The 24579-nt window shown below is 63.3% G+C and carries 19 protein-coding genes; 14 read left to right on the forward strand and 5 right to left on the reverse strand.

Features of this window, described 5'->3' with window-relative positions; translation table 11 throughout:
- The first annotated feature begins 136 nt into the window (after positions 1-136).
- The 3 genes from H620_RS0115140 (at position 137) to H620_RS0115150 (ending at position 3647) form a co-directional block, all read left to right on the forward strand.
- The gene (locus tag H620_RS0115140) at positions 137-1756 is read left to right on the forward strand and encodes an NADP-dependent glyceraldehyde-3-phosphate dehydrogenase (protein ID WP_023380456.1); all 1620 of its coding nucleotides are present in this window, start codon (positions 137-139) and stop codon (positions 1754-1756) included.
- A gap of 163 nt (positions 1757-1919) precedes the next feature.
- Positions 1920-2387, forward strand: coding sequence for a VOC family protein (locus tag H620_RS0115145; protein ID WP_023380455.1), 468 nt, complete (start codon positions 1920-1922; stop codon positions 2385-2387).
- A gap of 84 nt (positions 2388-2471) precedes the next feature.
- The gene (locus H620_RS0115150) at positions 2472-3647 is read left to right on the forward strand and encodes a hypothetical protein (RefSeq protein ID WP_027907585.1); all 1176 of its coding nucleotides are present in this window, start codon (positions 2472-2474) and stop codon (positions 3645-3647) included.
- Between the two features lie 317 nt (positions 3648-3964).
- Here the strand turns inward: H620_RS0115150 and ilvA are convergent, their stop codons facing one another.
- A complete protein-coding gene (gene ilvA / locus H620_RS0115155) occupies positions 3965-5527 on the reverse strand; it encodes a threonine ammonia-lyase, biosynthetic (protein WP_027907586.1) in 1563 nt (520 codons plus the stop codon).
- 180 nt (positions 5528-5707) lie between these two features.
- Positions 5708-6139 (reverse strand): PACE efflux transporter, encoded by a 432-nt coding sequence (locus H620_RS0115160; RefSeq protein WP_023380452.1) that lies wholly within the window; start codon positions 6137-6139, stop codon positions 5708-5710.
- Positions 6140-6317: 178 nt separating this feature from the next.
- On the opposite strand from H620_RS0115160, the gene wecB reads away from it, so the two are divergent.
- From wecB to H620_RS0115185, 5 genes are all read left to right on the forward strand, one after another.
- Entirely contained in the window at positions 6318-7472 is a 1155-nt protein-coding gene (wecB, locus tag H620_RS0115165; protein ID WP_023380451.1) for a non-hydrolyzing UDP-N-acetylglucosamine 2-epimerase, read from the forward strand.
- The gene (gene nfrB, locus H620_RS0115170) at positions 7469-9643 is read left to right on the forward strand and encodes a cyclic di-3',5'-guanylate-activated glycosyltransferase NfrB (protein ID WP_023380450.1); all 2175 of its coding nucleotides are present in this window, start codon (positions 7469-7471) and stop codon (positions 9641-9643) included. The genes wecB and nfrB overlap by 4 nt, the downstream gene beginning before the upstream one ends.
- Entirely contained in the window at positions 9640-12639 is a 3000-nt protein-coding gene (locus tag H620_RS0115175) for a phage receptor (RefSeq protein WP_027907587.1), read from the forward strand. The genes nfrB and H620_RS0115175 overlap by 4 nt, the downstream gene beginning before the upstream one ends.
- On the forward strand, positions 12639-13478 hold the full coding sequence (locus tag H620_RS0115180; RefSeq protein ID WP_023380448.1) for a DUF4434 family protein: 840 nt from the start codon (positions 12639-12641) through the stop codon (positions 13476-13478). Before H620_RS0115175 ends, H620_RS0115180 begins: the two co-directional genes overlap by 1 nt.
- Positions 13479-13548: 70 nt before the next feature.
- Positions 13549-14640, forward strand: a complete 1092-nt coding sequence (locus H620_RS0115185) for a GGDEF domain-containing protein (protein WP_023380447.1) — start codon at positions 13549-13551, stop codon at positions 14638-14640.
- Positions 14641-14662: 22 nt separating this feature from the next.
- On the opposite strand, the gene H620_RS0115190 is transcribed toward H620_RS0115185, so the two are convergent.
- A complete protein-coding gene (locus H620_RS0115190; RefSeq protein WP_023380446.1) occupies positions 14663-15178 on the reverse strand; it encodes a peroxiredoxin in 516 nt (171 codons plus the stop codon).
- A gap of 339 nt (positions 15179-15517) precedes the next feature.
- Between H620_RS0115190 and H620_RS0115195 the strand changes: the two genes are divergently transcribed.
- From H620_RS0115195 to H620_RS0115215, 5 genes are all read left to right on the forward strand, one after another.
- On the forward strand, positions 15518-17056 hold the full coding sequence (locus tag H620_RS0115195; RefSeq protein WP_027907588.1) for an ABC transporter ATP-binding protein: 1539 nt from the start codon (positions 15518-15520) through the stop codon (positions 17054-17056).
- 10 nt (positions 17057-17066) lie between these two features.
- Positions 17067-18170: an ABC transporter permease gene (locus tag H620_RS0115200; protein WP_027907589.1), complete on the forward strand. Its 1104-nt coding sequence runs from the start codon at positions 17067-17069 to the stop codon at positions 18168-18170.
- Positions 18171-18181: 11 nt separating this feature from the next.
- Positions 18182-19108 (forward strand): ABC transporter permease, encoded by a 927-nt coding sequence (locus H620_RS0115205; RefSeq protein ID WP_027907590.1) that lies wholly within the window; start codon positions 18182-18184, stop codon positions 19106-19108.
- A gap of 201 nt (positions 19109-19309) precedes the next feature.
- Positions 19310-20392 (forward strand): BMP family ABC transporter substrate-binding protein, encoded by a 1083-nt coding sequence (locus H620_RS0115210; RefSeq protein WP_023380442.1) that lies wholly within the window; start codon positions 19310-19312, stop codon positions 20390-20392.
- 122 nt (positions 20393-20514) lie between these two features.
- A complete protein-coding gene (locus H620_RS0115215; protein ID WP_023380441.1) occupies positions 20515-21480 on the forward strand; it encodes a 2-oxoglutarate and iron-dependent oxygenase domain-containing protein in 966 nt (321 codons plus the stop codon).
- Positions 21481-21578: 98 nt separating this feature from the next.
- On the opposite strand, the gene H620_RS25800 is transcribed toward H620_RS0115215, so the two are convergent.
- Both H620_RS25800 and H620_RS0115225 read right to left on the reverse strand, forming a co-directional pair.
- The gene (locus tag H620_RS25800; RefSeq protein WP_023380440.1) at positions 21579-22880 is read right to left on the reverse strand and encodes a sensor histidine kinase; all 1302 of its coding nucleotides are present in this window, start codon (positions 22878-22880) and stop codon (positions 21579-21581) included.
- On the reverse strand, positions 22877-23569 hold the full coding sequence (locus H620_RS0115225) for a response regulator transcription factor (RefSeq protein WP_023380439.1): 693 nt from the start codon (positions 23567-23569) through the stop codon (positions 22877-22879). The genes H620_RS25800 and H620_RS0115225 overlap by 4 nt, the downstream gene beginning before the upstream one ends.
- A gap of 191 nt (positions 23570-23760) precedes the next feature.
- On the opposite strand from H620_RS0115225, the gene bamA reads away from it, so the two are divergent.
- On the forward strand, positions 23761-24579 hold an 819-nt coding region (gene bamA / locus H620_RS0115230), incomplete at its 3' end, for an outer membrane protein assembly factor BamA (protein WP_027907591.1).

Below are 24579 nucleotides of genomic sequence, written 5' to 3' on the forward strand. Positions count from 1 at the left end.
CCGATGCTGGAGGTCGATTGACTGTGTATCGGCGCAAACCGGGCAATGTTGAGCCAGACTGGTGTTTTTCTTCCGGCGGGTGCATGCTCAGGTGCTGAAGCGTTTCACCCTGCCAAATATGTGAGGTGCAGTACCCATGGACCGTCTGCTCGATTCGCTGTTTCCCACTGCCGATGACATCCCCGAAGCGTGGCGCCTGGGAGCGCCGCTGGAACAGCGCGAATACCTCGTCAATGGCGAGTTGAAGCGCTGGGACGGCCCCCTGGCCACCGTCCGCAGCCCGGTCTGGATCAAGGAAAGCGATACAGAGCGCCAAGTCATCCTCGGCAGTGCGCCGCTGCTCGATGCCGATACCGCACTCACCGCCCTCGATGCCGCGGTGCAGGCCTACGACAAGGGCCGCGGTGCCTGGCCGACGATGCGCGTAGCAGAGCGCATCCAGCACGTTGAAACCTTCCTGGCCCGCATGCTTGAGCAACGCCAGGCAGTGGTCAAGCTACTGATGTGGGAAATCGGCAAGAATCTCAAGGACTCGGAAAAAGAGTTCGACCGCACCTGCGACTACATCGTCGACACCATCAACGCCCTCAAGGACCTCGACCGCCGCTCCAGCCGTTTCGAGCTGGAACAGGGCACCCTCGGCCAGATCCGCCGAGCGCCGCTGGGCGTGGCACTGTGCATGGGGCCATACAACTACCCACTCAATGAAACCTTCACCACGTTGATCCCGGCACTGATCATGGGCAACACCGTGGTGTTCAAACCGGCCAAGTTCGGCGTTCTGTTGATTCGTCCGTTGCTCGAAGCCTTCCGCGACAGTTTCCCGCCAGGTGTCATCAACGTCATCTATGGCCGTGGGCGCGAGACCGTCAGTGCCCTGATGGCCAGTGGCGACATCGACGTGTTCGCCTTCATCGGCACCCACAAGGCGGCGAGTGACTTGAAGAAGCTTCACCCGCGCCCGCACCGCCTGCGTGCCGCCCTGGGCCTGGACGCCAAGAACCCCGGCATCGTGTTGCCCGACGTTGACCTGGACAACGCGGTGGAAGAAGCCGTCACCGGCGCCCTGTCGTTCAATGGTCAGCGCTGCACGGCGCTGAAGATCCTGTTCGTGCACGAGGATGTGGTCGATGCCTTCCTCGACAAGTTCCAACGCAAGCTCGCTACCCTCAAGCCGGGCATGCCATGGGCGCCGGGCGTAGCGCTGACCCCGCTGCCCGAGCAGGGCAAGGTCGACTACCTCGACGGCCTGGTAGCCGATGCCATTGCCAAAGGCGCGCGGGTGCTCAACGAAGGGGGTGGGCAAAGCCGAGGCTCGTTCTTCTACCCCGCCCTGCTCTACCCGGTGGCACCGAGCATGCGTGTCTACCATGAGGAGCAGTTCGGCCCGCTGGTGCCGGTGGTGCCCTACCGCGACCTGCAGACGGTGGTCGACTATGTGCTCGACTCCGACTACGGCCAGCAACTGAGTCTATTCGGCAACGACCCGCAGACCATTGGCAACCTGGTCGACACCTTCGCCAACCAGGTAGGCCGCATCAACATCAATGCACAGTGCCAGCGAGGGCCTGACACGTATCCGTTCAATGGCCGCAAGAACAGCGCCGAGGGCACCTTGTCCGTACACGATGCCCTGAGGGTGTTCTCGATTCGGACCCTGGTGGCGACCAAGTTCCAGGAGGCCAACAAAGCATTGATCAGCGAGATCATCCGTAACCGTCAGTCGAGTTTCCTGACCACTGACTACATCTTCTAATGTCTTGCAGCCGCCAGTTCAGGCTGGCGGTATAGCGTTTATAGGAATTTGTTCTAACCACCCTGTCGATTTTTCAAGCGCGCAAACGACTCTATGCAGTAGGTAACGTTGGGAGGCTCGCTCGCCGGGTCTTCCGGCATCCACGTCAAAGGAGCGATGAAAAATGACAGTCAAACCCATCCCCGAAGGCCAGCACAGCATCACCCCCTATCTGGGTATCAAGGATGCGAGCAAGGCCATCGAGTTTTACAAGAAAGCCTTCGGCGCCATCGAGATGTTTCGCCTCGATGGCCCGGATGGCCGTGTCGGCCATGCCGAGCTGAAGATCGGCGACTCGTCGTTGATGCTCGCCGACCCTTGCGACATGGAAGGCAGCCTCAAGGCCAGCCAAACCATCAGTGCACCCGCCGTTGGCCTGCACCTGTACGTCGCGGACTGCGACAGCGTCTATGCCCAGGCAATCGCCGCTGGCGCCACCCAACTGCATCCGCTACAAGACCAGTTCTATGGCGACCGCAGCGGCACCTTGAAAGACCCGTTCGGCAACCTCTGGTTCATCTCAACCCACAAGGAAGACCTCAGCGTCGAGGAGATACGCGCACGCGCCGCGAAAATGTTCGGCGGCAACTGAGCGCCAGGCAGCTTGCCTCACGCTTGAAGTTGAAACCCGCGCGGCTTTGCTTGAAGCTTGGGGCTCGTAGCTTGGAGCTGCTCAATGCGAATCATCGACAAGACCGCCGCGCTGGTGCGCAGCCTCACGCCCGCTGAAGAGGAGCTGCTGGTCGGCTTCGCCAACGGCACACTCGCCGGCCCACGCCTACTGCAGGCTAACCAGTGGCTGATGAAAGTGCGCAGCGCCAACCAGTGGCTGGCATGCGACTGCCGCAAGGACGCCCTGCCCGTGCTCAATGTCACGCTAAACGGCAACACTGGCACGCTGTTTCTAAAGAACAACCCCGGCACTGCGGAACATGCTCCAGGCTGCCCATTCAGCAAGGATGAGCGCGAAGACAGTGAGGACGAGCAAGCGCCCAGTTCGCCGGTTGCCTGGCTTGCGCCTGATACACCACTGCGTCTGATCGGTGACTTCCAAAAGGCTGGCGACGGCGTTGAAACCAGCGAGCGACGCGAACAGCAGCGCTTGCTGTCGCTGCTGCTGACCTGGATGGAGACCAGCGGCCTCAATCTGTATGCCTCGCACCTGAAGAAGGACCTTACCGGGCAGTTCGCCGAGCTGCGTGGCGTGGCCAGTCGCTACCCATTGCTGGCGCGGGTGCCAGCCAGCAATTACCTGGAAACCCGCCTGGACATGAAGCACATGATGATGCTCAAGGCCAGGCTGCGCGAAGCGACGGTGTTCGGCAACCACCGCCGCCATGGGCTGATACTCGACTGCGTCGACCAGATCAAGGGGCGCAAGCTGTTCAACAACCGCAACGAGGACGGCTTCGACTTCCAGGGCCACCACCTGTACTGGGGCGGCAGCCGCGCATCCGGGCCGTTGCTGGCGTTGGCGCTCTACTCGCCGACCACGGCCGGCAGCCATTTCTATGAGCTGATTCACGTGGCCAGCGTGCCGGTGCTGTCGCGAGTTCACCTGTTCCCGGTGTACCGTGACGAAGAGCGCGAGCCGCTCAAGGCGCTGGTGTCGTTGATCGACTGGATGGCCAGCAAGGGCGTGAAGGTGCAGATGCGCAGACCGGTGATTGGTGGCCAGGTGATGGACGAGTTGGTGCTCACGTCGGACCAGGATCGCGTGTTGTCGGTATCGTTGCTGGAGAAGCCGCTGGGGCCAGAGCCTGAGACCGAACATTTCAAACGCTACGCCGACTTCAAGAGCTTGGAGACCTTCCGCAAGTATGTGGCGGGGTTCTTCATGCGGGAGCGCTGAAGTGCTTTTTTGGGGGGTGGATGCTTGGCGGCGCTGGTGAGATCGAGCGCCGCCCGCGCGGCGCATCGCGAGCAAGGCTCGCTCCTACGTTTGTTGCGGGCCAGTAACGTCAGTGACAGGCGCGCGCGTCCGCCTGGTTTGTACGACCCCATATTGCGCCGTGCTCTAAAGCGTTCGCGCGCATATCCCACAGATTCATTGGCCCGAAACCGACGTAGGAGCGAGCCTTGCTCGCGATGCGCCGCGCGGGCGGCGCTCGATCTACGCATCACCTCCTAACACAAGACCGCCACTTCACCGCCCCTACCTCCCCGGAATCACCCAAGAAACAACCGATACGCCGGGTTATCCGTCTCGTCCCAATACCGATAGCCCATCTCGTCCAACGCCTGCGGCAAGCTGCCCTGCTCGTCGTCCGGCACTTCCAACGCCGCAAACACCCGGGCCTCGGCTGCTCCGTGGTTGCGGTAATGGAACAAACTGATGTTCCAGCGCTTGCCCAGACGCTCCAGGAACCCCAGCAAGGCCCCCGGCCGCTCGGGGAACTCGAAGCGCAGCACCCGCTCATTGGCGCCTGGTGCCGCGTGGCCGCCGACGGTGTGACGAACGTGCAACTTGGCCAGTTCGTTGTCGGTCAGGTCGAGTACGTTGTAGCCCTGTTCGCGCAAATGGTTCAGCAGTTGCTCGCGCGGATCATGCAGCGGGTGCGTCTGAACGCCCACGAACAGCCGCGCTTCCTTGCCTGGATAATAGCGGTAGTTGAACTCGGTGATCTGCCGCTTGCCCAGCGCCTGGCAGAAGGCGCGGAAGCTGCCTGGCTGCTCAGGGATGGTCACGGCGATGATCGCCTCGCGCTGCTCGCCCAGTTCGGCGCGCTCGGCGACATGGCGCAGGCGGTCGAAATTGACGTTGGCGCCCGAGTCGATGGCAACCAGAGCCTTACCCTGCACGCCTTCACGGGCTACGTATTTCTTGATGCCCGCCACGGCCAGGGCGCCGGAAGGCTCGGTGATCGAACGGGTGTCGTCGTAGATGTCCTTGATCGCCGCGCACAGCTCGTCGCTGCTGACGGTGACCACCTCATCGACGAAGTGACGGCACAACTCGAAGCAATGCGCGCCGATCTGCGCCACCGCCACGCCGTCGGCGAAAGTACCGACCTGGGGCAGAATCACCCGTTCACCGGCGGCCATGGCAGCCTGCAGGCAATTGGAATCCTCCGGTTCGACACCGATGACCTTGACCTCGGGGCGCAGGTACTTCACGTATGCGGCAATGCCCGCCACCAGTCCGCCGCCGCCAACCGGCACGAAGATCGCGTGCAGCGCACCTGGGTGCTGGCGCAGGATCTCCATCGCAACGGTGCCCTGCCCGGAAATGACATCCGGGTCGTCGAACGGAGGCACGAAGGTCGCCCCCTCATCGTCCGCCAGCTTCAGGGCATGGGCCAACGCGTGGGGGAAGCTCTCGCCGTGCAACACCACATGGCCGCCACGGGAGCGCACGCCTTCGACCTTCAGCGACGGGGTGGTAGTGGGCATGACGATGGTCGCTTTGATCCCCAGGTGCGCCGCCGCCAACGCGACACCCTGGGCGTGGTTGCCAGCCGATGCAGTGATCACCCCGCGCTCACGCTGCGCCGTGCTCAAGCGTGACAGGCGGGTGTAGGCACCGCGGATCTTGAACGAGAACGTCGGTTGCAGGTCTTCGCGCTTGAGCAGCACCTGGTTGCCCAGGCTTGCCGACAACGCCGGAGCGACTTGCAAGGGAGTCTCGATCGCCAGGTCGTACACCGGCGCGGCGAGAATGCGCCGAACCTGTTCCGACAGCAGTTGCTGGGGGGTGACGAGGGGACGCGGGCTGACACTGAGGTTGGTCATCGATGACTCCTGGTTGTTTTCACGTTGCCCAGGAGTCAGAGAGAAAAAACCCGCCTCCAGGGCGGGTTCGGTGCACGTACGCGCTAGCCCGCCAAACTGATAATGGCGGTAATAATAATGGCGTTGGCGTGCGGGAATGTGTTCATGGGTAGGGAAGTTATCCCGCCGCTAAGCAGGAAGTCAACACTTTGCTTCTTGCGCCGAGACCGGCACATCGAACACTTTGTCGAAGCCCCACTGGAACACGAACGCGTACACGAAGAAGAACACGAACAGTGCCAGGTTGGTGAGCAACGCCGCCCACAAGCTGATGTCCATCCAGTACGCCACCAGTGGCAACAGTATCAACACCAGTCCGCCCTCGAAGCCCAGCGCATGCAGGAACCGCCGCCACAACGTGCGGGTGCGCTGGCGCTGACGCGCCTCCCAACGCTCGAAGGCCCAGTTGAAGCCCATGTTCCAGCTCATGGCGATGCCCGACATCAGCACTGAAAGCACCGTCGAATGGGCCATGCCTGCATCGAACATCAACGACAACGCCGGCGCCACGCACGCCACGGCGATGATTTCGTAAAGGATGGCCTGAACGACCTTGCGGGCCTTGCCTTGCATGTGGGGCTCCTGAGTCACGCGAAAGCGAACGGTACGCCGGTTGACGGGCATGTTCAACGTGCACATTCAGCGCGCCTGCCGGATTGGACAAGCTCTGGTTCCCCTGCTTGTATCTAAATCCTGCAAGCGCGACGCAATCGTACAACTTCGGACATGGAATCGGACGAGGAGCACGACGATGTCCAAAACCGTCATGATGGTATTCGGTACCCGCCCTGAAGCGATCAAAATGGCACCGTTGGCACGCGTACTGCGCGATTGCCCGGCGCTCGACCTGCACATCTGCTCCACCGGCCAGCACCGGGAAATGCTTGAACAGGTGCTCACCGCCTTCGGTCTGACCGTCGACCAGGACCTCAAGGTCATGACCCAGAACCAGACCCTCAACGGGCTGGCACGCGATCTGCTCGACAAGATCGACAAAGCCTACGAGCAGGTACAACCCAAGATCGTGCTGGTCCATGGCGACACCACCACCAGTTTCATCGCCGCCCTGGCAGCGTTCCACCGGCACATCCCCATCGGTCATGTCGAAGCCGGGCTGCGCACCGGCAACCTCCAGCAACCCTGGCCGGAGGAAGCCAACCGACGTTTGACCGGGGTGATCGCCGACCTGCATTTCGCACCCACCACCAAGGCTCGTGACAACCTGCTGCACGAGGGTGTGCCGTTGGAGCACATCGAGGTGACCGGCAACACGGTCATCGACGCCCTGCTCTGGATGCGCGAACACCTGACGCGCAGCCACTGGCGCCCTGCTGCCGACTCGCCGCTCGGCAAGTTGCGCGACGATCAGCGCATGGTCCTTGTCACCGGCCACCGCCGTGAAAACTTCGGCGCGGGCTTCGAGCGTATTTGCCTGGCCCTGGCCGAACTGGCGCTGCGTTACCCGGACGTGCAATTCGTCTACCCGGTGCACCTCAACCCACAGGTGCAAAAAGCCGTGTATGGCGTGCTGTCGGGCCGCGAGAACGTTCACCTGGTCGCCCCCCAGGACTACCAGCACTTCGTCTGGCTGATGAACCGTGCCTACCTGATCCTCACCGACTCCGGGGGCGTGCAGGAAGAGGCGCCCGCGCTGGGCAAGCCGGTGCTGGTGCTGCGCAAGGTGACCGAGCGACCCTCGGTGCTCGAAGGCGGCACGGTCAAGCTGGTCGGTACCCTGACCGAACGCATCGTCAAGGAGACCAGCCAACTGCTCGACGACCCTGAGGCGTACAGCAAGATGGCCAGGGTCTTCACCCCCTTTGGTGATGGTCACGCCAGCGAGAAGATCGCCGATCGCCTGAGCGACTGGCTGGACGCCACCGCCGTTAAACGAGATGACGCATGAGCCTGGCTTTCATCGACTTCCTCACTTATGTGCTGTTCGGCCTGAAAATCCTCGCCATCATCCTGGCGACACTGATGTTTCTGCTGGGCCTGGACGACTTGTTCATCGACCTCTGCTATTGGTGCCGAAAACTGATCCGCCGCTTCCGGATCTATGACAAATACGAAAAAGCCGACGAAAAACGCCTGTACGAAGTGCCGGAAAAACCGCTGGCGATCATGGTCCCGGCCTGGAACGAAGTCGGTGTGGTGGGTGAAATGGCCCGCCTGGCCGCCTCGACCATCGACTACGAGAACTACCAGATCTTCGTCGGCACCTACCCCAACGACCCGCAGACCCAGGCCGATGTCGATGCCGTTTGCCTGCACTATCCCAACGTCCACAAGGTGGTCTGTGCCCGCCCCGGCCCGACCAGCAAGGCTGACTGCCTGAACAACATCATCGACGCCATCCTCAGGTTCCAGGACGATGCACGCATCGAGTTCGCCGGCTTCATCCTGCATGATGCCGAGGACGTGATCTCGCCCATGGAACTGCGCCTGTTCAACTACCTGCTGCCGAACAAGGACATGATCCAGATCCCGGTGTACCCCTACGCACCGGAGTGGAAAGGCTTCACCGCCGGGCACTATGTGGACGAGTTCGCCGAGAACCATGGCAAGGATGTGATCGTGCGCGAGGCACTGACCGGCCAGGTGCCCAGTGCCGGGGTCGGGACCTGTTTCAGCCGCCGGGCCATCAGCGCCCTGCTCGAAGACGGTGACGGCATCGCCTTCGACGTGCAGAGCCTCACCGAAGACTACGACATCGGCTTTCGCCTGAAGCAAAAGGGCATGAAGTGCATCTTCGCCCGCTACTCGATCACCGACCCGGCGCTTGCGCTCAAACACGACTGGCGCGTGGGCATGAGCCGCGAGTTTTCCCAGGTCATCTGCGTGCGCGAGCACTTTCCTCGTGACTGGCAGCATGCCATCCGCCAGAAATCTCGGTGGATCGTCGGTATCGTGTTCCAGGGCACCAGCAACCTGGGCTGGAGCCGCAAGGGCGCGCTTAACTACTTCCTCTGGCGCGACCGCCGCGGGCTGTTCGCCTACCTGCTCAGCTTCCTGGTCAACTTACTGTTCCTGGTGCTGCTGGCGATGTGGCTGGTGACGGTGATCGCCCCCGATTCCTGGCGTTTCATGTCGATTCTGGGAGACAGCTGGCTGCTCTCGACACTGCTCTGGCTCAACGGGTTCATGCTGCTCAACCGCTTGTTCCAGCGTGGCTGGTTCGTCACCCGTTACTACGGCATCGGCGAGGGGCTGCTGTCAGCGCCCCGGATGATGTGGAGCAACTTCGTCAACTTCTTTGCCAACCTGCGCGCGTTGCGCCAGGTCATGGAAATGGGTGACTCGCGGCGCGTCGCCTGGGACAAGACCACCCATGAGTTCCCCGCCCTCACCTCGCCGGCACGTACTCCATTGGGTCAGCGCCTGGTAGCCAAAGGGCTGATCAGCGAGGAACAACTGCAACAAGCCATCACCAGCCCGGTACGTCGCCGCCTTGGCCGCGAGCTGCTGCTGCGCGGCTGGATCAACAGCGAACAACTGGTCGAAGCCCTGGCCGAGCAGCTGGACCTGCCCTGGGCACCGCTGAACCCGTTCAAGCTCGATCGGCAACTGATCGCCAAGCTGCCCCGCAAGCTGGCAACGCACTATGGTGTCCTGCCAGTAGCCGAAGACGGCGACACCCTGATCCTGGCCAGCGAAAGCCCGGTCAGCCAGGTATCGCTCGGCGTCATCAGTCGCCAACTCAAGCGTCCAGTCAAATGCCGCCTGGCCCCACAGGGCCGGGTTACCTTGGGCCTTCGCTATCACTACCCAAGCCGCTGGCAAGAGCCCGAGGTCCACGAGATGCTGCAGGTGCTGGAGCGCCACCAGGACGATACCGACCTGCTAGAGCGGGTCAGTCAGCACCAGGTGATGCTGGGCACACTGCTGCAGGTGCGTGGCATGGTCCCGGTCACCCTGTTCAACCAGGCGTTGATCGACTTCGACCCACAGATGCAAAGCCTCGGCGAGCACTTGATCGCCCGCGGCATCATCACCGAGGAGGTGCTGCAACAGGCCCTCGCCGAACAGGCCAGCGAACAGCAGGCCGCCTTTGACCTGACGCGGGAGGTGGCATGAAGCCGCGCGTTACCCTCTCTATCGGCCTGTTGCTGTGCACCACCGCCGTGCCCGTCCTGGCCGCGCCCATGACCGAGTTCCAGCGTTTTACCAGCTACCCCTTCATGGAGCGCAGCTACCGCGAAGCGAAGAAGGACAATTGGGCCGAAGTGGAACGCCTGACCCGGCATGTGCTCAAGCGTGTACCCAACAATGACGAGGCTCGCGCCCTGCTGGTGGAGGCCTTGGCCCACCAGCGCCGCTACAAGGAAGCCGAATCCCTTGCCCAGACGCTGAGCGACAGCCCCGAGTTCGCCGACGCTGTGATGGAGCTTCGCCTGACCTGGATCGAGCAAGACCCGCCACCGGCGAGCCAGGTAGAACGTTGGCTGGCCACCACCGACGGCAATCAACGCGTGCGTTTGTGGCAGGCCTACAGCTTGAGCCTGGCCAAGTTCGGCGGTGCGGCCCGGGCCTTGGACTGGCTGAACCAACTGCCGCCAAGAGAGGACGGCCAGGTCATGCGCCTGGTGCGCGCCAACTTCGCCGAGCAGCTGCGCAACTGGAAAGAGACCATCGAACAACTGGAGCCGCTGGCCGAACAAGGCAAACTGCCGGCCAAGGACTGGCAACGGCTGGCCAATGCCTACGTGCAGCAACTGGATGAAAAAGGCCTGACGCGGTTGCTGGATAGCGCCCCATCGCCGCAAGCCGCCAATCAGGCCCGCCTGGCCATGGCCAACCGGGCCATTGCCGTGGGCCATAACGAACAGGCTCAACGTTGGCTGCAGAGCTTGCCCACCGAACAACTGCAACAACCACAGCAGCGCCAACAATTGTGGGAACTGGCACGTGGTGGCGACGATGCCGCGCTGGTTCGGCGCTTGAGCAACGAACTGCAACGCCCCTGCCTGGATACGGTCGACTGGCTGTCGCGCCGCGACCCGGACCTTGCCCGTGAACAGTTCAAGGACTGCACCCCGAGCACCGACGCCCGCGCCTACGCCGTGCTCAAGCAGCGCCTGTATGGCGACCCTCCTCAACCGCCGCAGCCACGCACCGCTGGCGAATGGGAAAGTCGCTACCGGCAAAGCGGCGATCTTGCCGCGCTCGAACAAGTCACTTTCTTGCTGATGGAGCAAGGCCAGCATTCACGCGCCCGCCAACTGATCGAGCAGGCCTTCGACCGCCGCCAAGGCCGACTGACACCTTCCCTGCTGCAGCGCCTGGGCAACCTCTATGCACGCAGCGACGCCCCGCTCGATACCCGGCGCGTACTTGCCCTGGTCCCGAGGGTCGACAGCCATACCCGCGCTCAACTGCTGAGTAGATTGGCCGAAGCCGGCCAGTGCGATGCAGTGCGCCAAGCCATTCCCGCCAACCCCAGCGAAGCAGGCCAGTACCGCGCGCTGGGGCGCTGTGCCATGCCTGACCAACCTGGCGAAGCCGTGGTCTACTACCAGGCCGCCGAACGCCTGGATCCCGGCTCCAGCCGCCTGCCGCTGGCCTATGCCCTGGAAGCCGCTGGCGACTCCGAGTCTGCCTTGCCGATCTGGCGCAGCCTGCCAAGCGATGCCTGGAGCGACAACGCCCGTCTCACCGCCGCGCAAGGTGCGCTCAACGCCGGAGATGCCGAGACCGCCCGACGCTACTGGGACGCCGCCGCCCACACCAGCGCCGACGACTGGGCCCTGGGCGCCGCCATCGCCCAGCGACAGGGCGACCTCCAGACAGCCCTGGACTTCCAGCGTCAGGCACTGGCGCACAGCCCACGGGCCGACCACTACTATGCGGCCTCCAATACCGCGCAACGCGCCGGTGACACCGCGCAGAGCACGGCATGGCTTGCCGAAGCCGTGCGCCTGGATCCTGCCCAACCTCGCTACCGGGCCGACTATGGCATGCGCTTGGCCAGCGCCAGCGACAAGGCTCAACGGCGTCAGTCCATCCCCTACCTGGAGCAGGCGACCCGCGATTTTCCCGAGGACTACCGCCTTGGCGAAACCCTGGCGCTACGCTATGACGAGGTGGAGGACAGTGCCTCCGCGCGGCGCGAGCTGCGCCGCGTCATCGACGTGGAGCAGAATCTGGTCGACGGCGATGATGCGTACGGTAGCCTTGAAGCGCGCATGTACCGCCAGCGCCGCGCCCATGAAACCCTGTCACGGCGCGACACCATCACCCTGGCCAGCACCTGGTCGCCAGCCGGTACCTCGACCAACGACCGCTTCCTGGACAACGGCGTACGTAGCGGCACCTCGCGCAAGGCCCAGTCGCAGAACGTGCAACTGGCCATGTGGGACCACGCGCTAGGTGAAGAACCCAGCCGCAATGGCAGTACGTTGTCGGTCTATGGTCGAGTGCTGTTCGGTGGCCAGAGTCGCAATGAGTATGCCCAGAGCATGGGCACCGGCATCGGCCTGCGCTACAAACCCTTTGGCCGGGCCAACCTCAACCTCTATGCCGAGCTGTACCATCAGCGCCAGATCGATGACGACCACTACCGCGGCCTGAGCCTGGGCGAGCTGCTCAGCCCCAGCAAGGTCGGCAGCAACTGGGGCGACTTGCGCAGCCACGCCGAATCCAGTAACGACCTGTTGTTGCGCGCTACAGCCTCGTTCCTCGACCAAGGCGACTGGCGCAACGATTGGCGGGTGGACGAGGACGACTGGAACGAGCGCTTCCTTTACCTCGATGCCGCCTGGTGGACCCGCGCGGGCGACCATGCCTGGTTATCACGTTTTCAGCAGGGCCACGCCTGGAAACTGCCGGGCACGTCCCCGCAGACGATCATGCCCTACGGCTTCCTTGAGTTTTCCAGCCAGGACCCAAGCAACGACTGGCGTCAGGACTTGCGTACCGGCGTCGGCGTGCGCTGGCAGTGGTGGTTCGACGACGACCGCTACAACGCTTACCGCGGCTCGCTGAAGGTGCGCGCCGAGTACCAGCAGTCGTTGGGCGGCAACCTGTACGAGCGCGCCAACGGCGTGCTGTTTGGTGCGGAGATGACTTTCTGATGCGAACGATCCTGGCAGTCTGCCTGCTCGCACTGTGCCTGCCCGTGGCGGCCGACCAGCGCCTGTTCTACCAACCGCTGGACCGCGATGCCGCTGTGTCCCCTGAGCAATGGCGGCAGCTGTGGCACGCCACCGTTGCGCAAGGCGGCAAGACACTGATCGTGCAGTGGAGCGCCTACGGCACCAGCGAGTTTGGCGGCGCCCAGGGCTGGCTGGCTGGCAGCCTGCGCGAAGCCCATGCCCAAGGTCTGGAACTGGTACTTGGCCTGTACATGGACCCGGCCTACTACCAGCGTCTGGACGCGCTCGATGGCGAGGGGCTGGGCAGCTACTGGAAAGCGCAGCTAGGTCGCTCGCTGAGTCAATACAACACCCTTCGCCAGCACTGGGACCTGCCGGTGGCGGGCTGGTACCTGCCCATGGAACTCGATGACCACCACTTTCGTGATGCCGCCCGGCGCGAGGCGCTGTACAGCCAGCTGCAAGCATTCAATCGCAAGCTAGACAAGCCGCTGCACATCAGCGCCTTCAGCGCCGGCACGCTTGCACCAAGGGTCAACGCCGCGTGGCTGGATCAACTGGCCGGGCTAGGCTTGAAGGTCTGGTGGCAGGATGGCGCTGGCACCGCACGGTTGCCTGCACTGGTGCGCCAGGGCTATGAACAGGCGCTGCCGTGCCGGGTGGGCGTGGTGCGTGAAGCGTTCCGTCAGGTCAGCGCTGCGGGACAGACGTTCCGCGCCGAGCCGATGCAGCCTGGGCTGACCGCCGGTTGCCATGCCGAAGCGGTGTTCGCGTTGCGTTACCGACCTTGGGCACGGGGTGTCTTGCCACAGAATTGAGTCGTTGGCTGCGGCCTTATCGCCGACGATAAGCCGGTGCTGACCAGAGCAGTCCTCAAAGGAATACTTGATGCTGAGAACCATCGAAGAACATGTGCGCAAACAGGTCGCGCCCGCCGCCATACGCGCCGAATTCCGCCAACACGAATACGAGGCCATGCGCCGCTTCTGCCAGCTGATCTTCTGCGTCAGCATTGCCATCTGGCTGATCTTCGACCTGATTGTCAGCTACCTGGGCAATCAGGACTTCACCTGGCTATCCGGGTTGTTCCTCGCCGTGATGGGCAGCCTGACCGTGATCCTTGGCTTCACCCGTAAAAGCCACCACTTCGATGTGCTCAACCTGCTGTTCATCGCAGTCATCACCCTTGGCATGCGCCTGGTCATCGATGGCATCCCGATCGCCCTGCGCCCGGTATGGCTGGTACTTGGTACATCCACCGTGCTGTACAGCGCCTCGGTACTGCCGGTACGGCGCTGGTCATTCTTCTGCGCCATGGCGATCACCTGGGCGATGCTCAACCCCTTCTATGGCACCAACATCGACCTCGACGACCTGGAAGCCGCGATGCTGCTGAGCTATGCGGTGTTTCTCAGTGGCCTGGTGATCTACAGCTACCTGCGCATCCGCCAGGCCAAGCTGCACAACTTCTACATGTCCAAAGTGCTGCTCGACCAGGCTTACATCGATGTGCTCACCGACATCCCAAACCGCCGCTCGTTCATGGCCAAGGCGCAACGGCAACTGCAATCGGCCAAGCCCGGCCAGTACCTGGCGATGATCGACATCGACAACTTCAAGAAGGTGAACGATCTGTACGGCCATGACATCGGCGACGAGGTACTCAAGCGCGTGGCCACCCATATCAAGAGCTCGATGGGTCCCTTCGAGTACGCCAGGCTCGGCGGCGAAGAGTTCGCCATTTTCTTCCAGGGCCTGGACCAACATGGCGCCGAGCAGCAGGTCGACAAGCTCTGCCAGAGGGTGCGAGAAGATCTCGGCGCGCACCCGGTCACCATCAGCATAGGGCTCGCCCAAGTGATGGACGGCGACACCTTGACCAGGGCCCTGATCAAAGCGGACCAGGCGTTGTACGAAGCCAAGCACACCGGCAAGGACCGCTTCGTGTTATGGACCGAGCGGCTGGCGGGGCCGGTGTGAGGTTCAAACCATGGCGCGGTAGTCAGGCCCCGTCGTGTTCGCGTAGGAAATCCAACATGCGCTGCGCGTCGCTGACGTCCAGCTTGCCCGGTGCATCAACCTCGATGCGTCGAACCACCAGGTTATCGGCCAGCAAGGCATAGCGCTGCGAACGGCGGCCCATTCCCCGGGCCGAGCTGTCCTGGGCGAGCCCCAAGGCATCGGTGAAGGCGCAGTTGCCGTCCGCGATCATGGCCACCTCGCCTTGCACCGGGAAGGTCTTGCCCCAGGCGTTCATCACGAAGGCATCGTTCACCGCCACACAGAGGATTTCGTCCACGCCCTGGGCAAACAGCTCCGGGGCTGCCGCCAGGTATCCGGGCACATGGCGCTGCGAACAGGTTGGAGTGAACGCACCAGGCAAGCCGAAGATCACCACCCGTTTGCCTGCGCAGCGCGCGTGCAGCGAAAACGCCTGCGGGCCTATTGGACAGGCATTGTGCCCCTCGCTGTACTCATGGAGGGTCGCTTCAGGCAGCAGATCACCGGTTTTGATCATGGGGGGCTCCAAAGGCTGAACATGTGGAATGCTTCGCGTCGGGCGTAGTGTCGCAAGCCTCCGCCCAGGGTGCCAGCATAACGCCTCCCACCTGCGCTAGCCTCGCAAGGTCGCACCACCCTGTAGTCGGCGTTCAATCTGAGGCACGCTCAAACACCACGCCATGCGCACCATTGCGGAGCAGTCACGCGCACCAACCGATTGCAAGTACGCCATTCGCACCCTCCCCGCCAGCGCTCGATCCCCTCTACATCCGCCCTTGCGCCACAACCTGACCAGTTGGCCATGTTTTTGCTTTACCCAGCAGACCTGCCACCGCACACCAACAGCGAGTTGCCCATGCCCACCGCCACTGCACCTTTGCGTCTCGAGTTGCGCGCTATCACCAAGCGCTACCCCGGCACGCTGGCCAACGACCGTGTCGACCTCACCATCAAGCCAGGCGAAATCCATGCCTTGCTGGGTGAAAACGGCGCGGGCAAAAGCACCTTGATGAAGATCATCTACGGCGTCACCGCGCCAGACAGCGGCGAAGTCCTGTGGCAAGGCCAGCCCGTACGGGTGCGCGATCCGGCGCAAGCCCGCGCACTGGGCATTGGCATGGTGTTCCAGCATTTCTCGTTGTTCGAAACCCTGAGCGTGGCCGAGAACATCGCCCTGGCCCTCGGTCGTGAAGCCGGTACGCCGAAGCAGTTGGAGCCGCGCATTCGCGAGGTGTCACAGCGCTACGGCATGGGTCTGGCGCCGGAGCGTCTGGTGCATAGCCTGTCGATTGGCGAGCGTCAGCGGGTGGAAATCGTGCGTTGCCTGATGCAGGACATTCGCCTGTTGATTCTCGACGAGCCCACCTCGGTGCTCACGCCCCAGGAGGTCGATGAGCTGTTCATCACCCTGCGCGCCCTGGCGGCCGAAGGGTGCAGCATTCTGTTCATCAGCCACAAACTGAACGAAGTCCGCGCACTCTGCGACACCGCGACGGTCTTGCGCGGTGGGCGAGTTGCCGGGGCCTGTGTGCCACGCCAGTGCAGCGACTTGCAACTGGCGCGGTTGATGGTCGGCGATGCCGAAGGCCTGGAAGCCAGCTACCCAAAAGTGGATGGCGGACCTGTCCGTTTGCGCGTGGACGACCTCAGTTGGCGCAACGCCGATCCGTTCGGCACCTCGCTAAGCCAAGTGCGGCTGGAAGTGCTTAGCGGTGAAATCGTCGGCATCGCGGGGGTCGCCGGAAACGGGCAGGATGAACTGCTGGCGCTGTTGTCCGGCGAAGCCCGTCTGCCGCGCAGCGAACGCGAACGCCTCACCCTCGACCAACAGCCAATGGCTCACCTGCATCCGGACGAACGTCGCCGCCTGGGCATGGCCATTGTCCCAGCCGAGCGCCTGGGCCACGGCGCGGTGCCTGACATGAGCCTTGCCGACAACGCCTTGCTGTCCTCCTTCCACCAAGAGCTGGTAGAGCACGGCATGGTCCGCCGCAACCGCGTGCAGGCCTTGGCCCAGCGAATCGTCCAGCGCTTCGGGGTCAAGACCCCGGACATCCATACCCCTGCACGCAGCCTGTCCGGCGGCAACCTGCAGAAGTTCATCCTCGGCCGTGAAGTGCTGCAGCAACCCAAGCTACTGGTCGCGGCACACCCTACCTGGGGCGTGGACGTCGGCGCGGCGGCCACCATTCACCGCGAGCTGATCGCCCTGCGCGATGCCGGTGCGTCGATTCTGGTGATCTCCGAAGACCTCGACGAGCTGTTCCAGATCAGCGACCGTCTCGGTGCCTTGTGCGGTGGCCGCCTGTCGCCGCTCAAGGCTACCGCGCAGACCACCCTGACCGAAGTCGGCCGCTGGATGGCCGGACAATTCGATAACCCAGCTGCAGCCTGAAGAGAAACCCATGCTATTGACCCTCGAACCTCGTCTGCAGCAATCGCGTCGCCACCTGCTGCTCTCACCGCTGCTGGCCGGCCTGCTGACACTGCTCAGCGGCGCCCTGTTGTTCGCCGCTCTCGGCCACGACCCACTGGCGGCCTTCCACACCTTGCTCATCGAACCGGTGCAGGACCTGTATGGCTTGAGCGAGCTGCTGATCAAGGCCATCCCCATCCTGTTGTGCGCCCTGGGCCTGTCGGTGGCCTATCAGGCGCGCATCTGGAACATCGGCGCCGAAGGCCAGCTACTGATCGGCGCCCTGGCCGGCAGTGCACTGGCAGTGAACATCATCGACTGGACCTCGCCGTGGGCATTGGTGCTGGTGATCACGACCGGCGTGCTGGCTGGGGCAGCCTGGGCCGCAATGGCTGCATGGCTGCGTACGCACTTCAACGCCAACGAGATCCTCACCACCATCATGCTGAACTACATAGCCTTGAACCTGCTGTTGTACTTCGTGCACGGCCCACTGAAGGACCCCGACGGCTACAGCTTCCCGCAGTCGGCCATGTTCGGCGAGGCCAGTCGGCTGCCGACGCTGTTCGAGGATGTGCGCCTGCACGCCGGGGTCTACCTGGTACTGCTGGCCGCCGTCGCGGTGTGGGTGCTGCTATCACGCAGTTTCATGGGCTTTCAGGTACGGGTTCTGGGGCTGGACAGCCGGGCCGCCGGGCTGATGGGCTTTCGCGAAAAGCGCCTGGTCTGGCTGGCCCTGCTGATCAGCGGCGCGCTCGCAGGCCTGGCCGGGGTCTGCGAGGTGACCGGCCCCATCGGCCAACTGGTACCGCAAGTTTCGCCAGGCTATGGCTACGCGGCAATCACCGTGGCCTTCCTTGGCCGCCTCAACCCGCTGGGCATCGTGATCGCGGGCCTGCTCATGGCCCTTCTCTACCTTGGCGGCGAAAACGCCCAGATGGCCCTGAACCTGCCGCAATCGCTGACCGAGCTGTTCCAGGGAATGATGCTGTTCTTCCTGCTGGCCTGCGACCTGCTGATTCTCTACCGCGTGCGCCTGGGCCGCTGGCTGCGGCCGGTAGCCTCGAACAACACCGCGCAAGCCACCGCCTGATCGGAGTGACCATGGATCTCGACCTTGTCAGTAACATCCTTTATGCCATGGTGCGCTGCGGCACCCCGCTGCTGCTGGTAGCCCTTGGCGAGCTGGTGTGCGAGAAAGCCGGCGTACTCAACCTCGGACAGGAGGGTATGATGCTGTTCGGCGCGGTGATCGGCTTCATCGTCGCCTTTTCCACCGGCAGCCTGTGGCTGGGCGTACTGCTGGCCTGCCTGGCCGGTATGCTGTTGGCCGCGCTGTTCGCGCTGGTGGCCCTGGGCTGCCAGGCCAACCAGGTAGCCACCGGCCTTGCATTGACCATCTTCGGCATTGGCCTTTCCGCGTTCGTCGGTTCGGCTTGGGTCGGCAAGCCGCTGACGGGCTTCGAGCCGGTGGCCATCCCTGTGCTCAGCGCTATCCCCCTGATTGGTCACATGGTGTTCAATCAGGATGTGCTGGTGTACCTGTCGTTCACGCTGTTCGGGGTTATCGCCTGGGTGCTGCTCAACACCCGACTGGGCCTGATTCTGCAAGCTGTCGGCGAGAACCCGAACGCCGCCAGTGCCATGGGCTTGCCGGTGTTGCGGGTGCGCACCCTGGCGGTGCTGTTCGGCGGTGCCATGGCCGGCATGGCCGGTGCCTACCTGTCGCTGGCCTACACGCCCATGTGGGCAGAGAACATGAGTGCCGGCCGCGGCTGGATCGCCCTGGCCCTGGTGGTATTCGCCAGCTGGCGGGTCTGGCGAGTGCTGCTTGGGGCGTACCTGTTCGGCCTGGCCAGCATCCTTCATCTGGTGGCCCAAGGCGTCGGCATCAGTGTGCCTTCGAACCTGCTGGCGATGCTGCCTTATGTGGCGACCATCGTGGTGCTGGTGCTGCTGTCGCGTGATGCACGACGTACCCGACTGTACGCGCCAGTGTCGCTCGGCCAGCCCTGGCGTGCGGGGCACTGAGCGCACCCGTTTCAGGCGGCGCAGACTCGTCATGCACCTTTTTTGACCTTGCCGACAGCTTTCTGCCCGACGCGCCCCTGCGATTCGCGCGGGGACGCGGAAAGTTCTCGGCTTCTTGTCCTCTTGGTCAATTTTTTGCAACAAGCCGAATGCCAACTTCGGCCCAATAGAACAATACGACAGACACGGAGCCCCAACCCTATGTCCATCCCTTCCCTGAAAAGCCTGGTACGCGGTGTCGCTGCCGCCCTTGGCCTGGCCGCTACTCTCGGCGCCCAGGCTGCCGACCCGCTCAAGGTCGGTTTCGTCTACATCGGCCCCATTGGCGACCACGGCTGGACCTACCAGCACGAACAAGGCCGCCAGGCACTGATCAAGCAGTTCGGCGACAAGGTGCAGACCAGCTATGTCGAGAACGTAGCCGAGGGCGCCGACGCGGAGCGGGTGATCCGCAACATGGCCAAGGGCGGCTACAACCTGGTGTTCACCACCTCGTTCGGCTACATGAACCCCACCATCAAGGTCGCCAAGCAATTCCCCAAGGTCACGTTCGAGCACGCCACCGGCTACAAGCAGGACAAGAACGTCGGCACTTACCTCTCGACGTCGTACCAGGGTCGCTACGTCGCCGGTTTCCTCGCCGCCAAGATGACCAAGACCAGGAAGATCGGCTATATCGCCTCGTTCCCGATTCCTGAAGTCATTCGCGACATCAACGCGATCCAGTTGGCCCTGGACAAGTACAACCCCGGTACCGAGATCAAGGTGGTCTGGGTCAACTCGTGGTTCGACCCAGGCAAAGAAGCCGATGCCGCCAACGCCCTGATCGACCAAGGCGTTGACGTGGTGTTCCAGCACACCGACAGCCCAGCACCGATCCAGACCGCCGAACGCCGTGGCGTTTACTCGATTGGCTACGCCTCGGACATGGCCCACTTCGGGCCGAAGGCGGTGCTGACCTCCATCGTCAACAACTGGGGCCCGCACTATATCCGCAGCACCCAGGCAGTGATGGATGGCGACTGGAAGCCCGAGGACTACTGGGGCGGCCTGGCCGAAGGCACCATCGAGTTGCCGATCAGCGACCTGGTGCCTGCCGATGTGAGAGCAGAAGCCGAGCAGATCATCGCCGGTATCAAGAGCGGCGCCTTCCACCCCTTCACCGGCCCGATCATGGACCAGAAAGGCGAGGTACGGATTCCCGCTGGCGCAGTGGCCAGCAATGCCGAGTTGGCGGGCATGAACTACTACGTCAAGGGCATCACCGCCAACCTGCCGCAGTGACCGACGCAACACGCGCCGTCCCTTTCCATCGTGAAAGAACCGCGCACCAGGGCGCCCAAGCGGCGCCCTTTCCGCTGCCCTGGGTACGAGAAGACTCGCAGCACCTAACCCCCGGAGCCACCATGAACACGCTGCCCATCATCGACATCGCCCCGCTGTACAGCAATGACCGCAACGCCTGGATGGACGTTGCCCGGCAGATCGACCACGCCTGCCGAGCGTGGGGCTTTTACTACATCAAGGGCCACCCCATTGCACCTTCGCGCATCGCCGAGCTAAAGGCCGCTGCAGTCGACTTCTTCGCCCGTCCCGATGAGCAAAAACTGCAAATCGACATCACCCGGTCCACCCACCACCGTGGTTACGGCGCCATCGCCACCGAGCAGCTGGACCCCACCAAGCCCAGCGACCTCAAGGAAACCTTCGACATGGGCTTGCACCTGCCCGCCGACCACCCCGACGTGCTAGCGGGCAAACCGCTGCGTGGGCCCAATCGCCACCCGGACATCCCGGGCTGGGAAGCCCTGGTGCAATGCCACTACCAGGATATGCATGCGCTGTCGCTGACCCTGTTGCGTGCCATGGCCCTGGCCTTGGGCATCGAGGACGATTTCTTCGACCGACGCTTCGCCGACCCGATCAGCGTGTTCCGCATGATCCACTACCCTCCGCGCCAGGCCGCTACCCGTGCCGAACAACAAGGTGCCGGCGCGCATACCGACTACGGCTGCGTGACCCTGCTGTATCAGGACGACATTGGCGGCCTGCAGGTGCAGGATGTGCGTGGCCAGTGGGTCGACGCACCGCCGATCGAAGGCACCTATGTGGTCAACATCGGCGACATGATGGCGCGCTGGAGCAATGACCGTTACAAATCAACGCCCCACCGGGTGATCAGCCCCGTGGGCGTGGATCGTTACGCCATGCCGTTTTTCGCAGAGCCGCACCCGGACACCGAGATCAGTTGCCTGCCCGGCTGCCAAAGTGAGCACAACCCTGCCAAGTACCCGCCGATTTCCTGTAGCGACTACATGCTTTCGCGCTTTGCCGAAACCTACGCCTATCGCCGCGAACCGACCGAGGCCTGAAAACCAGGGTGCCCAGGCCAACGCTTAGGCACCCCTGACGTCCACCTAGGAATCGCAGAGCACCGTTCCGAGCATGGCTCCGGGGCACGGGATGATCCTCACCAAAGGTTGTGCTCGTCGCCACGCGAACGCGCTCGCAGCCCCTGCAACTGGGGCAGCTCGATGCGCACCATCAACCCCCTGTCATCGGCTGCCTGGGCACTGATACTGCCGTGGTGCAGTTCGATGGCCCGTCGCGCAATGGCCAAGCCCAGACCAAAGCCGTCACCGCCGTTGTCAGCCCCCCGGTCGAACGGCTGGAAGATGCTCTCCAGTCGTGTTGGGGCAACCCCTGGCCCATGATCACTGATGCTGACCTGTAGCCGTTCACCGTCGGCCAACAGGCTTGCCTCTACCCGCACCTCGGTGCCTGGTGCCGTGTACCGCACCGCATTGCGGATAACGTTTTCGAAGGCCCGGTACAACAGCTCTTCATGTCCGACCGTGATAAATGGTTGCGGTGCCACCAGCAGCACCTGGCACTGCTTGATACCCGCCTCGAAACGCGCGTCCTCTACGATCTGCGCCAGCAGCTCCACTGCGTCCAGCGCCTCGTAAATGCCGCTGTCGTGGGGGGACTGGGCACGCGCCAGGGTCAACAGCTGCTCGATCAGGTCGTCCATTCGCCGTGACTCGCGTTCGATGCGTGCAATCATCTCGCGCCGGTCCGGTTGTTGGCGCATCAGGCCGATGGCCGCATTCAGGCGCGTGAGCGGTGAGCGAAGTTCATGGGAAATATCGTGCAGCAGGTGCTGTTGCGCTTCCACCAGCGTCTTCAGTTGGCCGGCCATGCGGTCGCAGTCTTCGGCCAGATCGACGATCTCGTCGCGGCGTCGCCCGAGGCGCGGCCGAACCCGCACTTCGAAGCGGCCTTGGGCGACCTGCCCCATCGCTTCGCGCAGCCAAGCCAACGGCCGGGTCAGGTACAAGCTGCACAGCAGGGCGAACAGGGCACTCATCAGGGTCCCGGTGACCAAAGGGCCCAGCCCGCGTGGCGGTGGCCCTTGGCCGGAGACACTGGGCACCGAGGCGCGCAACAGCAGCAAGCGACCATCACGGTCAAGCACCGACTGCTCGAACCGCACCACCTGCACCGGCTTGCCAGCCAGCAATCGGCCCTGGGCATCGTACAGGCCAATCTGTACGTCAGGCGGCTGTGGCGAAACCTCCAGCAGTTGGCGCCCAGCCTGCTCGCCAAATCGCTGCAGCAAGTGCAGTTCGGTGCCAAGCAATGTTCTCAGCGCTGGGTTGTCACCGCGCAGCTCGTCGAGCATGAAGGCGCCTGCACCTACCAGGAAAGTCAGGCAGTTGGCCAGCCAGAACGCCAGAAACAGCTTCCAGAACAGACGCCGACGCATCATTCGGCGATCAGCATGTAGCCCATGCCCCGCACGCTACGAATCCAGCTGCTGCCGTCAGGCCGCGGGCCCAGTTTGTGGCGGATACTGCTGACGTGTACGTCGATACGCCGGTCATACCGGGTCAACGGGCGGCCCAGGGCATCCAGCGACAGGTTCTGCTTGCTGACCAACTGACCAGCCTGGCGCGTCAGCACCTCCAGAAGGCTGAACTCGGTGCCGGTCAGCTCAAGGTTACGCCCCTCCCACAGCGCCTGCCGACGACTCGGCCAGAGGGTCAAGGCGCCGCTGCTGATGGCATCGGGAATAGCGTTATCGCCAATCAACTGTGGCTGCACCCGGCGCAGGATCGCCCGCAGCCGCGCCACCAACTCGCCCGGCGAGCTGGGCTTGGGCACGTAGTCATCGGCGCCCAGTTCCAGCCCGGCAATGCGGTCGATGTTGTCACCACGAGCGGTGAGCAACAACACCGGAACCTGGCTGCGTGCACGGATGCGGCGCAGTACCTCGATGCCCGAGAAGTCCGGCAGCATCACATCGAGCACCACCATATGAAAACGCCCGCTCAGGGCCAGTGCCTCACCCTCCGCGCCGGTGGCACTGCAGGTGGCGCAAAACCCCTCGCGGGCCAGGTACTGAGCAAGCATATCGGTCAATTCACGGTCGTCATCGACCAACAGCACGGGGATCATCAAGGTTACGCTTCGGCAGGTTCTACTGGGCGCCATGATCCCTGCACGGGCGCTTACTGTCACCGCCAGGCCAGCAAACTTTACACATCTTTACCCTTGGTTAACCGCGCCGAACACACCCCACCCGTATGCTCATCGCCCGCTGGCCTGGCTGGCCCCGCCCTTTGAATACGCCTGTGTGGAACCCACCCATGAATTACCCGCGCCTGATGTTGTCGATCCTGCTGCTCCACGCCTCCCTGGCCCAAGCGCAAGCCTTCAAGATCGCTGACATCCGCGTCAACGGCCTGCAGCGGGTGTCCGCCGGCAGCGTCTTTGGCGCCTTGCCCCTGAACGTGGGCGATCAGGCCGATGACCGACGCCTGGTGGAATCCACCCGCTCGCTGTTCAAGACCGGTTTCTTCCAGGACATCCAGCTGAACCGCGACGGCAATGTCCTGATCATCAACGTGGTCGAGCGCCCCTCGGTGTCGAGCATCGAGATCGAAGGCAACAAGGCGATCAGCACCGAAGACCTGATGAAGGGCCTGAAGCAGTCGGGCCTGGCCGAAGGCGAGATCTTCCAGCGAGCCACCCTCGAAGGCGTGCGTAACGAACTGCAGCGCCAGTACGTGGCCCAGGGCCGCTACTCGGCCGAGGTCGACGCCGAGGTGGTGCCGCAGCCGCGCAACCGTGTGGCGTTGAAGATCAAGATCAACGAAGGCACCGTGGCGGCCATCCAGCACATCAACATCGTCGGCAACACCGTGTTCGACGATGAAGAGCTGGCGCAGCTGTTCGAGCTCAAGACCACCAACTGGCTGTCGTTCTTCAAGAACGATGACAAGTATGCCCGCGAGAAGCTCTCCGGTGACTTGGAACGCCTGCGTTCCTACTACCTGGACCGCGGCTACATCAACATGGACATCGCCTCCACCCAGGTGTCCATCACCCCGGACAAGAAGCACGTCTACATCACGGTCAACGTCAACGAGGGCGAGAAGTACACCGTCCGTGACGTGAAGCTGTCG

The sequence above is a fragment of the Pseudomonas taiwanensis DSM 21245 genome (assembly GCF_000425785.1).
GTDB lineage: Bacteria > Pseudomonadota > Gammaproteobacteria > Pseudomonadales > Pseudomonadaceae > Aquipseudomonas > Aquipseudomonas taiwanensis.

Bases quoted from the DNA above. Each gene is read 5' to 3' on its own strand.
- H620_RS0115140 (WP_023380456.1), top strand. From the start codon at position 137: ATGGACCGTCTGCTCGATTCGCTGTTTCCCACTGCCGATGACATCCCC.
- H620_RS0115145 (WP_023380455.1), top strand. From the start codon at position 1,920: ATGACAGTCAAACCCATCCCCGAAGGCCAGCACAGCATCACCCCCTAT.
- H620_RS0115150 (WP_027907585.1), top strand. From the start codon at position 2,472: ATGCGAATCATCGACAAGACCGCCGCGCTGGTGCGCAGCCTCACGCCC.
- ilvA (WP_027907586.1), bottom strand. From the start codon at position 5,527: ATGACCAACCTCAGTGTCAGCCCGCGTCCCCTCGTCACCCCCCAGCAA.
- H620_RS0115160 (WP_023380452.1), bottom strand. From the start codon at position 6,139: ATGCAAGGCAAGGCCCGCAAGGTCGTTCAGGCCATCCTTTACGAAATC.
- wecB (WP_023380451.1), top strand. From the start codon at position 6,318: ATGTCCAAAACCGTCATGATGGTATTCGGTACCCGCCCTGAAGCGATC.
- nfrB (WP_023380450.1), top strand. From the start codon at position 7,469: ATGAGCCTGGCTTTCATCGACTTCCTCACTTATGTGCTGTTCGGCCTG.
- H620_RS0115175 (WP_027907587.1), top strand. From the start codon at position 9,640: ATGAAGCCGCGCGTTACCCTCTCTATCGGCCTGTTGCTGTGCACCACC.
- H620_RS0115180 (WP_023380448.1), top strand. From the start codon at position 12,639: ATGCGAACGATCCTGGCAGTCTGCCTGCTCGCACTGTGCCTGCCCGTG.
- H620_RS0115185 (WP_023380447.1), top strand. From the start codon at position 13,549: ATGCTGAGAACCATCGAAGAACATGTGCGCAAACAGGTCGCGCCCGCC.
- H620_RS0115190 (WP_023380446.1), bottom strand. From the start codon at position 15,178: ATGATCAAAACCGGTGATCTGCTGCCTGAAGCGACCCTCCATGAGTAC.
- H620_RS0115195 (WP_027907588.1), top strand. From the start codon at position 15,518: ATGCCCACCGCCACTGCACCTTTGCGTCTCGAGTTGCGCGCTATCACC.
- H620_RS0115200 (WP_027907589.1), top strand. From the start codon at position 17,067: ATGCTATTGACCCTCGAACCTCGTCTGCAGCAATCGCGTCGCCACCTG.
- H620_RS0115205 (WP_027907590.1), top strand. From the start codon at position 18,182: ATGGATCTCGACCTTGTCAGTAACATCCTTTATGCCATGGTGCGCTGC.
- H620_RS0115210 (WP_023380442.1), top strand. From the start codon at position 19,310: ATGTCCATCCCTTCCCTGAAAAGCCTGGTACGCGGTGTCGCTGCCGCC.
- H620_RS0115215 (WP_023380441.1), top strand. From the start codon at position 20,515: ATGAACACGCTGCCCATCATCGACATCGCCCCGCTGTACAGCAATGAC.
- H620_RS25800 (WP_023380440.1), bottom strand. From the start codon at position 22,880: ATGATGCGTCGGCGTCTGTTCTGGAAGCTGTTTCTGGCGTTCTGGCTG.
- H620_RS0115225 (WP_023380439.1), bottom strand. From the start codon at position 23,569: ATGATCCCCGTGCTGTTGGTCGATGACGACCGTGAATTGACCGATATG.